The sequence below is a fragment of the uncultured Roseivirga sp. genome (genome assembly GCF_963973945.1).
Lineage (GTDB): Bacteria > Bacteroidota > Bacteroidia > Cytophagales > Cyclobacteriaceae > Roseivirga.
Genome location: NZ_CAXBBV010000021.1, coordinates 18936 through 29906, shown reverse-complemented (window position 1 = coordinate 29906; position 10971 = coordinate 18936). Strand labels below are relative to the sequence as shown.

Below are 10971 nucleotides of genomic sequence, written 5' to 3'. Positions count from 1 at the left end.
GATCAGTGGATCAGTGGATCAGTGGATCAGTGGATCAGTGGATCAGTGGATCAGTTAAGGCTGAGTTTTTTTCCAGCAACTTAAGTTCCCAAATTCACTACTCTTTTTCCTAATTTCTGATATACCGATCAACTATAACCCCCTAACCAATACACTAATAACTAATCCCCTGTTTTCTGATTTCCTGATCAACTTTATTACTGACCAACTGATCCCTGATCGCTCTTAACTACTTTTTCGCAGAAAAAGGCGAATCTGGTTCTTTAGCGAAAACATTGAATACGATTTTGTCCATTCGGCCGGGCATCCATTTATTGAGGAAGACGGCCAATTTACCTTGGCGGGTAAATACAATGTCGCGCTTTCTTTTTTGAATGGCCTTGATAATGCCTTGCGCCACTTCTTCCGCGGTCATCATCTTTCCTTCATCGCGTGGAGAATCTCCTTGGGAAGTACCGTCAGCGGTAAGTGCGGCATTTCTGATATTTGTTCCAGTAAAACCAGGGCAAGCCACGAGTACATGAACACCTCTGTGCATCACTTCCGTACGCAGCGATTCCATAAAGCCATTCATCGCATATTTTGAGGCGGTGTAAGCTGTTCGGGCTGGAGTACCGCGGTAACCGTTAATTGACGAAACACCCACTATCGAGCCTTTCGTTTTAAGTATTTCAGGAAGGCAGTATTTAGTAGCGTAAAGCGTTCCGTAAAAGTTAATGTCCATCACTTTTTTGAAAACATCCATTTCGATTTCTTCGAAAAGCGCTCGCATGGAAATGCCCGCATTATTGATCAGGACATCAATTTTACCGAAGGTTTTTACCGTTTCGTTAACGAGAATTTCATTGTCCTTTTCTTTGGCTACATCCAGTTGCAGACAAAGATTTCGGGTTTTCATGCCATCCAGAATTTCAGCCACTTCATTGAGGCGTGCTTCATTTCTACCAGTAATGACAATATGCGCGCCTAATTTAGCAAACTCAATGGCCAATGCTTTTCCAATACCAGAAGAAGCTCCTGTGATGATGACAACTTTGTTTTTCATGCTTTATGTTTACGCAAAGATATCAGCTTTTAGAACTCTCTTAAATAATTCATGATATTAAGGGCTTAATATATAATGGCTGTTAATAAATTAATGAAAAAGCTGGTATACATAATTACCCTTCTACTATTGATTACTGGCTATAGCAAGGCTCAAATGGTTATTAAAGGAAAAGTTATGGCTTCAGATGATGGATTGCCATTGCACTTTGTGAGCATTCAAGCAAAAGAAACTGACAAAAAAACACTAACAACCATTGATGGTAATTTTGAAATTCAGGTTGAACTCGGACAAACGCTTATTTTTAGGTTCGTTGGGTTTGTCGAACGGGAAGTTCAAATTACTGAAGACAAATTTTATCTAATTGAGCTCAAACCATATATCATTCAAGATGATTTTGGCCAGAATCGTATTCATTTTGATGCAGGATATGATCTTAAGAACAGGTTTGTTATTGGAAAGCTTAGCTACGTTTCAAACCAAATTGGGTGGTTTTCAATCCGAGCTTCAGTCGTAAAAAATCTTACTAGTCATGCTGATTTTCTCGACTCAAAAATAGAAGCTTCCAATCTTATTTACTCATACCCTAACATAAGCATTGGCACTACATTTCGATACCAAAATATCTCTTTCCAAGAGTACAGTTTCAAAAACTCTACATTTTCATTTCAACCAAAATTGAAATACTTTGATGGTAATATTGGGTTTGGAGTTAGCAATCATGATTTAAATCCCAAGAAGACTTTTGGAATTCTTCTTGGGGCAAGAAAAGAAATTCAAGTTGGCACATATCACTATATCCCGCTTGAGGTCTCTTCAACCTTTTGGGGTAAAAACGTAGAATTTAATGCCTCATTAAAATATAGAGTCCTAGGATATTTTGAGCTTGGATTGAGCTATCAGCATTATCGAAGTTTTGATTCGTTGATAGCAACAGTTGGAAGCTCAATTAGATTATGGAAACGGGCTAAAAACGAATACTAAACCTCAGCCGCCACTTTCTTATTGTAATTATCAATGGCTACAAAGTAGTCTGGATCTTCCACCACATTCACATCGCAAATTTCTTCGGCACGTTTAATTAGCGCTAAGCAATCTTTGCTTAAATGACGCAAGTGGATGGTTTTTCCTTCTTTCTGATACCTTTCTGCCAGTTTATTAATGGCCTCAATTGCAGATTGATCCACAATTCTTGATTCAGCAAAGTCAATTACCACTTCATTTGGGTCTTCTTTGATATCGAATTTACTATTGAAAAGACTAATGGAACCAAAGAACAAGGGTCCGTAAATTTCATAATGCTTAATGCCGTGTTCGTCAATTGATTTCCTCGCCCGAATACGCAATGCGTTTTGCCATGCAAACACTAAAGCCGAAATGATTACCCCAGCAAATACAGCAATGGCCAAATCGAAAATAACAGTGAGCACTGTCACCAACAGAATCACGATGAAATCAGCCTTCGGTACTTTATTCCATACCTTAAAAGTAGACCAAGCAAATGTGCCAATCACCACCATAAACATTACACCTACCAATGCTGCGATAGGCACCATTTCAATGTATTCTGAAGCAAAAAGGATAAAGCCTAACAAAGCCAATGCAGCAACCACGCCCGAAAGACGACCTCTACCGCCAGACTTTACATTGATAATACTTTGACCGATCATGGCGCAACCGCCCATTCCACCAAAGAATCCATTGACCATATTGGCCAAGCCTTGAGCAACCGATTCACGGTTTCCGCTTCCACGAGTTTCAGTTAATTCATCTAAAAGGTTTAATGTCATTAAAGACTCAATCAAACCAATGGCCGCCAAAATTACAGCGTATGGAAAAATAAAGGCTAGCGTGTCCCAGTTCAGATCGATTACCGGCACATTAAAAGAAGGAAGTCCGGCTTTAATTCCATCGCCTCCACCCGCTTGAATAAAGCTTTTTACCGTTTCTGTTTCTACTCCACCAAAAATTACAATGAGTGAAACCACCACAATGGCCACAAGTGCACCAGGAATATTTTTATTGATTTTGGGAAGGAAAACCATGATGGCCATGGTCAACAGCGTTAAACCTAGCATGATAAAAAGTGACTGACCTGTAAGCCATTCGCCACCTACTTTAAACATGCCCAACTGCGACATAAAAATTACAATGGCCAAGCCGTTTACAAAGCCCATCATTACCGAATGAGGCACCATTCTGATGAACTTGCCCAGCTTTAGAAAACCAGCCGACATTTGAATAATGCCCGTTAGAATCAAAGTAGCAAACAAGAACTGAAGTCCTTGTCCTTCGCCCATAAGCTCACCTTCGGCTACCAACGAAACCATTACTACGGCCAAGGCTCCCGTAGCTCCAGAAATCATTCCTGGTCTTCCACCAAAAATAGAAGTAATTAAGCCCATCATAAAGGCGCCATACAACCCAACAATTGGAGAAATTCCTGCCACAAAGGCAAAGGCAACTGCCTCTGGCACAAGCGCCAAAGCCACAGTTAAGCCTGAAAAAATATCACTTTTAGCGCTGACTCTGTTTTTGTCAACAATTGAGAATGCTTCTCTAAAATTCATATTCAGTTTTCTAATCGGGCTGCAAAGGTAGGGCATTTCAAGAGAACAGAAAGAACTCAAAACAAGACATGTTAAAAAACCAATGGTGCAAAGCCGCATCGCATTAACCCAAAGTTCTGTACTTAGCCAAAATGACAATTAAAATCAATCATCATAGCGGCAAAACCAGAACAATCACACCTTTACATTATGAAAAACGATATTTTTTTTCGCAAAAGCCAACAGAATTAAGTAAGGGTGATTTGCTTCTGTAATGTATTCATAAAGACACATTTCATTTTACTAAAACTAGCTTTATGAAAAAACTACTATTCGTATTCTTTGTATTAGGGTGTTTCTCCGTGAACTCAGCCCTGGCACAAAACAGAATGATAACAGGAAAGGTAACCGCCTCCGATGACGGATCGCCATTACCGCAAGTTTCGATTAATATTAAGGGCACTCAGATTGGAGTTCCTTCAGATTTAGATGGCAACTATTCTATTGAGGTTCCGTCTTCTGCCACTGTTTTGGTTTACCGATTCCTTGGTTATATCACAAAAGAAATTACCATTGGAAATCAAACCAATATAAACGTTACGCTAGACCCAGACATTACGGCTTTGCAAGAAGTGTTAGTAGTGGGTTTTGGTACTCAATCCAAAAGAAACCTAACAGACAATATTGCAAAACTCGATGCAAAGCAGCTAAAGGACCTTCCAACTGCAGGTTTTCAAAATGCTTTTGCAGGCCAAACTGCTGGGGTATCTATTCAACAAACCAATGGTAAAGTTGATGGTGCTACTCGTGTAAGAGTAAGAGGGGTTTCATCGATATCATCAAGCACAGAGCCATTATATGTAGTAGATGGTGTTCCAATTACCAACAACAATGAATCTACCAATGGAGCTGCAGTAAATCCTTTACTTTCAATCAATCCAAATGATATTCAATCCGTGCAGGTTTTAAAAGATGCGTCTTCCGCAGCTATTTATGGAGCCAGAGGTAGCAACGGTGTTATTCTCATCACCACCAAACGAGGGGAAAGCGGACGAGCTAAGATCACGTTAAATTTATCCAGCGGTATAAGTAGAGAAACAAATCGTAGAGACTGGCTGAATAGAGCTCAGTACATTGAGCTTTTTAGGGAAGCAAACGCTAATTCTGGTGGATCAAATGCAAGTATAGAAGCCGATTTCGACTTTCTTGCTGGAAATTCTGACTGGAGAACAGGCGAAGTAGATACCGACTGGCAAGACCTTGTTTTTGTTGATGGATATAACAGAAACTCTGACTTATCGATAAGTGGAGGTGATGATAATACAAGGTTCTTCTTTTCTGGAGGATACACTGATATTAGAGGTATTATTAGAGGTAATGACCTAGAAAGAATTTCATCGAGAATGAATATCGACCACAAATTCAGTGATAGGTTAAGTGTTGGAATGGGGCTGTCTATTTCGAAGTCTTCGATCGACCGTCTTTCAAATGACAATGCCTTCGCTACTCCGCTTCAAGCAATTGCCCAATCTCCTTTATCGCCTGCATATAATGCAGACGGCACACCTAACCCGAACACTTTATATTATAACTTCTTGATTGAAGATGAGGATGCCAATTATTTAACTTCGGTTTGGAGAACATTGGCCAATGTGAACTTAAAGTATAGAGTTCTGCCTTCGTTAGACTTTGTTTCAGAAGCTGGTTATGATTTATTCTCGCAATCAGAAGATAGATTTTGGGGAAGAGCTACTGAAACAGGACAGTCTGTAGGCGGACAGGGTTTTGTTAGTTCTGTAAGAACAGAGAACTTAAACCTAAATAACTACCTAAACTATGGTAAGGATTTAGCCGCAGATCATTATTTAGAATTAACCGCTGGTTTTAACTACCAAACATCTACTAGAAAATATCAAGATGCTACGGGAGTTAACTTTGCCTCAGACGATTTACAAACCTTAGCCAGTGCGGGTACTATTACAGCCGCTACATCTAACTTAACCGAGTTTGCATTTCTTTCTTACTTCGGTAGAGCCAATTATACCTTTAGAGATAAATATCTTGTAAAGCTAAGTGCTCGCTACGATGGCTCCTCTAGATTTGGAGCAAATAACCGTTATGGCTTTTTCCCTGCAGCTTCTGTAGGCTGGATCGCCTCTCAAGAAGATTTCCTAAGCAACGTTAAAAATCTGTCTTTCCTTAAGCTAAGAGCCAGTTATGGTGAAACTGGAAATGCTGAAATTGGAAACTTTGCGAGTTTAGGCCTTTTTGGTACAGAAGCTTACCGTGGTGAGCCTGGCCTTAAGCCAACTCAGCTAGGTAATGAAGATTTGAAATGGGAAAGAACCAATCAGCTAGATATTGGGGTTGAATTTGGGTTTCTTGAAAACAGAATTTCTGGAGAAATCGATTATTACTCTAAAGAAACAAATGACCTGTTGTTGGCGCAGCCGCTACCAAGTAACTCAGGGTTTACTTCAATCCTCAAAAACGTTGGTAGCTTAACAAACAAAGGATTTGAGTTCTTATTGAACACAAAGAATATCAATACCACTAATTTTTCATGGGGCACTAGCTTAAACTTCTTTACCAATAAAAATGAGGTTACTAGACTACCTGGTGGAGATATTATTTCGGGACGAAACATTGTGCGAGAAGGAGAATCATTGGCCTCATTCTATATAGTAGAATTTGGAGGTGTTGATCCAGCAAACGGAGATGCTCTTTTTGTGAAGAACACCGAAAATCCTGATGGCACAATTGATCGCAGCACAACAAACAACTTCTCTGAGGCTTCGAGAATTATCGCAGGACAAGCGTTTCCTAAATGGGAAGGCGGTATCACCAATAGCTTTACCTATAACAATTTTGACTTCATGTTCACATTTCAGCTAGTAAACGGACACTCTATTTACAACAGTGGAGGACGTTTTCAAGAAGCGAGTGGTGACTTTTATGACAACCAAGATGTCAACGAACTTAACAGATGGCAAAATCCTGGTGACATAACCAATGTGCCTCAAGCTAGATTGTTTGGAGGAAATGGAACTCAGCATTCAACCAGATATTTACAAGAAGCTTCATACGTAAGGTTAAGAACTGTAACCTTAGGATATAACGTACCACAATCTGTAATAGATAAAATCGGAATGAGTAGAGCACGTGTCTATTTCTCAGGATTTAACCTTCTGACTTTTACAGACTACACTGGTTATGACCCAGAATCAACTGCCGATTTTAACAGCGGTTTCACAAACAACATTGCTTTAGGTCAGGCTTTCTATTCTGCACCTCAGGCAAAGACCTACACTTTCGGTATAAACATTGAATTCTAAATTTGAAATGATGAAAAATAATATAAAAACATTGTTAGCACTGATTAGCCTTACCGCATTTATGGTGGGTTGTCAGGATGCACTGGATATAAAACCAGCACAAAGTTTGTCTATTGATCAGGCACTTTCAACCCCAGAAAACATTCAAGCCATCCTATTAGGAGCTTATGATGATGCTGGACAAACTGGAAGTTATGGTGGTAATCTAAACTTAGCTTCTGAGCTATTAGGCACTACCAATGAAGTCAGTTGGCAAGGCACGTTCCTTCAGCCTAGGCAGTTTTTTCAAAAGAACATTACAATAGACAATAGTTTTGTTGGTGGTGCGTGGACTAACGCATATCAGATCATAAACTTGGCAAATGTTGTGATAGAAAATTCTAGCATTTTCACTGATGCTGACGAGAAAGACAGAGTAGAAGGCGAAGCACAGTTTCTACGAGGAATAGCTTATTTCGATATGGCCAGATTCTTCGGTTCTACTTATGTAGCTGGGCAAGTCAACTCTCAATTGGCTGTTCCATTATCTTTAGAAGCTATTTTGAGTACAGAAGGCAATGACTTTGCTGTACCAAGAAGTACAGTGGAAGAGATTTATGCACAAGCTGTGACCGATCTTGAAAGCGCTGCTACTAAACTACCAGATTCTAATGGTTATTTAGCTACTTCAAGTGCAGCGAATGCACTTCTGGCAAGAGTCTACCTTCAAATGGGTAATTTTGCAGCTGCTCGCGACAAAGCAAATTCAGTGATTGGTACAAATGATTTCTCTCTGACCTCAAGCTATGCCGATGCTTTTAATAATGGTACAAATAGCACGGAAGACATCTTTGCTTGGCAAGTGACTGATCAAGACGGAACCAATGGGATGAATACCTACTGGGCTACAAGAGCCTTTGGAGGCAGAGGAGATATTCCTGTTCAAGCGTCATTCCGAAATACTTTTGAACCTAATGATCAACGTGGTGACTTTTACTATACGCAGTCTAACGGTACTTTCTCATTAAAATGGCAAAACCAATTTGCTAATGTGATTTACATAAGGTTAGCCGAAATGTACCTCATTAGAGCTGAAACTAATTTTAGGTTAACTACTTCAATTGGAGCTACTCCAACTGCAGACATTAACCGAATTAGAAATAGAGCTGGTTTAACAGGGCCTCTTAACGACTTCGACCCTATTCTTAATCCTATTACGCTTCAGGACATTTTGGATGAAAGAAAAAAGGAGCTAGCCTTTGAAGGCCATTTATTGCATGATGTAAAAAGACTAGGACTAACTGCTGGTGGCAAAAACTTTGATGATCCACTACTTGTATTCCCTGTTCCACAAGCGGAACTTGATTCAAACCCAAGTTTGGTTCAGAACACAGGATACAATAACTAGTTAATAAATTCTTTTAAAGTACTTAAAAGGTGTTTCTAACGAGACACCTTTTTTTATAAGTCTCAGTTCTGATAACTCACCCTAAAATTCACTTTGTAGAGCATAATTCACAGAATGAAATTATCTTCGCGCATGGCTAAGTTCAGGGGGAAAAGAAAAGTATTAGAACAAATAAGAATCGAAGGCATTGCAGCTGAAGGCAAATGTATTTCTAGAGTAAATGATGAAGTACTTTTTGTAGAAGGTGTAGCACCCGGTGATGTGGTGGATGTACTCGTGACCAGAAAGAAAAAGAACTTTATGGAAGGTAAACCATTGAAGTTCCATAGTTACTCTGAAGATAGAATAGAGCCTTTCTGCCAACATTTTGGTATTTGTGGCGGCTGTAAATGGCAACACATTCCGTATGACATTCAGCTGAAATACAAGCACCAGCAGGTGATTGATAATTTGGAGCGCATTGGTAAAATTCCTTTGCCTGAAATCAGTCCGATTCTAGGTTCTTCTAAAATCAAATATTATCGAAACAAGCTAGAATACACCTTTTCTAACTGGAAATGGCTAACACAAGATGAAATTGCCACAGGCGAAGAACTCGACCGAAGAGGTTTGGGGTTCCATGTTCCGGGCAGTTTCGATAAAATATTGGACATTGAAACTTGTTATCACCAACCCGATCCTTCTAACGAAATTAGGCTTTCGGTAAGAAAATACTGTTTGGAAAATGATGTCCCCTTTTTCGATTTAAAGCGAAGAACAGGAAATGTCAGAAACCTAATTATCAGAAATTCTTCGCTAGATCAGTGGATGGTTATTGTGCAGTTTGCCATTGAGCACGAAAAGAATATGGGACTGATGGAGCACATCAAAACCGCCTTCCCTCATATTCATTCACTACAATACGTGATCAACGACAAGGGCAACGAAACTTTCCATGACCTAGAGGTGAAACTCTACTCTGGTGAAGCCCACATTACCGAAGCCATGGAAGATGTCCAATTTCGAGTTGGACCAAAATCGTTTTACCAAACCAATGCGGCTCAGGCTTATGAGCTTTACAAAATCGCCAGAGGTTATGCAGGTTTAAAAGGTGACGAAGTGGTCTATGATTTATACACAGGCACGGGCACCATTGCCAACTTTATTGCCAAGGACGCTAAAAAAGTAATTGGTTTAGAGTATGTAGAAGCGGCCATTGAAGACGCCAAATTGAATTCAGAAATCAATGGAGTAACAAACACCGAATTCTACGCTGGCGATATGAGGGAATTGCTCAATGACGATTTCATGTCCAATCATGACAGACCAAATGTAATCATCACCGACCCCCCACGCGCAGGAATGCACGAAGATGTAATTGAAATGTTGCTCAAAATTGAAGCTAAAAAGATTGTGTATGTAAGCTGCAACCCAGCCACACAAGCCCGCGACTTGGCTTTACTCGATGCGAAATACACTGTTAAAAAAGTGCAGCCAGTAGATATGTTTCCGCAAACACACCATGTGGAGAATGTGGTTTTGTTGGTGAGGAAATAAAAGCCTCAATTCACAGAGATAAAATAACACAATAGAAAAGGGGGGTATCCCCTAAACAAAGGTATACCCTCCTATTTTGATTAAAGGTTACGCTTTAACCACTCATCCGTGCATAAAACACGTTGCCATGCAGCCTCTCCACCCGATTTGACAACAAAGATACCATCATCAGAGTCCATTGATCTTAAAAGAAAATCACGTACTTGTGTAGCACTTTGAGTTGTCACAATCGCCCAACAAGACTCAAGTACTTTGGCATAGGTGCCATAAGACTTGATAGCCTCGTATAGGCCGTTATAGTCACGCGAGTTGCGCAAATCATAATTAATAATGTAGCAGTTTGCCATATTAAAATTAATTATTCTGCTCTCATTACTTCTAGGTGAGAATCGCCCTACTCACAACATCTTTTGCAGTTTAGAAAAAAGAACTAGTTTTACTTTCCCAAAGTTAAACTCTACCACTTTTTCTAAATGCGTGGTGATGTTATGTTTAAACCACGAGAGCGTGTTTTGCAATGGCTATGCCAAAAGCAACAACACGCTCTTTTGTCATATAAATATCCGTGAACTCGACAAAAGCCATAGATTCTTGCGTATCAGGAAGTTTTGTCACATGAATATATCGGACTGCAATTCAAGTACAGTTTTTTCTACTCAGGAAGTTCTCCGCTCCAATTTTCAATACACCTCATTCTGTTCTAGCAAGAGACAGATACTCATCTGCAATGCCGCCAGACAAATCCTCCGTGTAGAAAATGTCGTTTTGCCAGAGTTAAAATCAGGACGATTCAATTTTTTTTAAACCTTCTTCAACCTTATCATTTGTATCCATATTTGCTATATATAGATACGTTGGTTATACTAAATGTTCAAGAAAGAAAAAAGTCATGAATGTCAGTTTGACAGATAAACAAGAAAAGTATATCGCCTCCCAAATTGAGTCGGGTGATTATCAAAACGCGAGTGAACTTGTACGTGATGCCTTACGACTACATCAAGTTTACCGTAACAAGGTCTTGAATGACCTTCTTGTAGAGATTGAAAAAGGTTGGGAAGCATCTGTCAGTAACCGAAGCGTTCAAGACATAATCAAAGCCAAAACACAATAGACAAAATA

8 protein-coding genes are annotated in these 10971 nt (G+C 39.6%); 5 read left to right on the top strand and 3 right to left on the bottom strand.

The annotated features are described in order from the left end of the window. Positions 1-229: 229 nt before the first annotated feature. A complete protein-coding gene (locus AAC026_RS19495; protein ID WP_339701703.1) occupies positions 230-1045 on the bottom strand; it encodes an SDR family oxidoreductase in 816 nt (271 codons plus the stop codon). A 156-nt stretch (positions 1046-1201) separates the two neighbouring features. On the opposite strand from AAC026_RS19495, the gene AAC026_RS19490 reads away from it, so the two are divergent. Next, positions 1202-2029 carry a carboxypeptidase-like regulatory domain-containing protein gene (locus AAC026_RS19490; protein ID WP_339701700.1) on the top strand — a complete coding sequence of 276 codons (828 nt, stop codon included), beginning with the start codon at positions 1202-1204 and terminating at the stop codon, positions 2027-2029. Here AAC026_RS19490 and AAC026_RS19485 read toward each other — a convergent pair. Next, positions 2026-3615 carry a SulP family inorganic anion transporter gene (locus AAC026_RS19485; protein WP_339701697.1) on the bottom strand — a complete coding sequence of 530 codons (1590 nt, stop codon included), beginning with the start codon at positions 3613-3615 and terminating at the stop codon, positions 2026-2028. The genes AAC026_RS19490 and AAC026_RS19485 overlap by 4 nt on opposite strands. 296 nt (positions 3616-3911) lie before the next feature. Here AAC026_RS19485 and AAC026_RS19480 point away from each other — a divergent pair, with 296 nt between their 5' ends. The 3 genes from AAC026_RS19480 (at position 3912) to rlmD (ending at position 9852) form a co-directional block, all read left to right on the top strand. Next, positions 3912-6929, top strand: coding sequence for a TonB-dependent receptor (locus tag AAC026_RS19480; protein WP_339608616.1), 3018 nt, complete (start codon positions 3912-3914; stop codon positions 6927-6929). A gap of 10 nt (positions 6930-6939) precedes the next feature. Beyond that, positions 6940-8316, top strand: coding sequence for a RagB/SusD family nutrient uptake outer membrane protein (locus tag AAC026_RS19475; RefSeq protein ID WP_339701694.1), 1377 nt, complete (start codon positions 6940-6942; stop codon positions 8314-8316). Positions 8317-8430: 114 nt separating this feature from the next. After that, a complete protein-coding gene (gene rlmD / locus AAC026_RS19470) occupies positions 8431-9852 on the top strand; it encodes a 23S rRNA (uracil(1939)-C(5))-methyltransferase RlmD (protein ID WP_339701691.1) in 1422 nt (473 codons plus the stop codon). A gap of 80 nt (positions 9853-9932) precedes the next feature. On the opposite strand, the gene AAC026_RS19465 is transcribed toward rlmD, so the two are convergent. Continuing rightward, positions 9933-10199 carry a CRISPR-associated protein Cas2 gene (locus AAC026_RS19465; RefSeq protein ID WP_339701688.1) on the bottom strand — a complete coding sequence of 89 codons (267 nt, stop codon included), beginning with the start codon at positions 10197-10199 and terminating at the stop codon, positions 9933-9935. Positions 10200-10741: 542 nt separating this feature from the next. On the opposite strand from AAC026_RS19465, the gene AAC026_RS19460 reads away from it, so the two are divergent. Continuing rightward, entirely contained in the window at positions 10742-10963 is a 222-nt protein-coding gene (locus tag AAC026_RS19460) for a type II toxin-antitoxin system ParD family antitoxin (protein ID WP_339701685.1), read from the top strand. The last annotated feature ends 8 nt before the right edge of the window (positions 10964-10971 follow it).

Coding starts and splice junctions, on each gene's coding strand:
- AAC026_RS19495 (WP_339701703.1), bottom strand. CDS start 1,045: ATGAAAAACAAAGTTGTCATCATCACAGGAGCTTCTTCTGGTATTGGA.
- AAC026_RS19490 (WP_339701700.1), top strand. CDS start 1,202: ATGGTTATTAAAGGAAAAGTTATGGCTTCAGATGATGGATTGCCATTG.
- AAC026_RS19485 (WP_339701697.1), bottom strand. CDS start 3,615: ATGAATTTTAGAGAAGCATTCTCAATTGTTGACAAAAACAGAGTCAGC.
- AAC026_RS19480 (WP_339608616.1), top strand. CDS start 3,912: ATGAAAAAACTACTATTCGTATTCTTTGTATTAGGGTGTTTCTCCGTG.
- AAC026_RS19475 (WP_339701694.1), top strand. CDS start 6,940: ATGAAAAATAATATAAAAACATTGTTAGCACTGATTAGCCTTACCGCA.
- rlmD (WP_339701691.1), top strand. CDS start 8,431: ATGAAATTATCTTCGCGCATGGCTAAGTTCAGGGGGAAAAGAAAAGTA.
- AAC026_RS19465 (WP_339701688.1), bottom strand. CDS start 10,199: ATGGCAAACTGCTACATTATTAATTATGATTTGCGCAACTCGCGTGAC.
- AAC026_RS19460 (WP_339701685.1), top strand. CDS start 10,742: ATGAATGTCAGTTTGACAGATAAACAAGAAAAGTATATCGCCTCCCAA.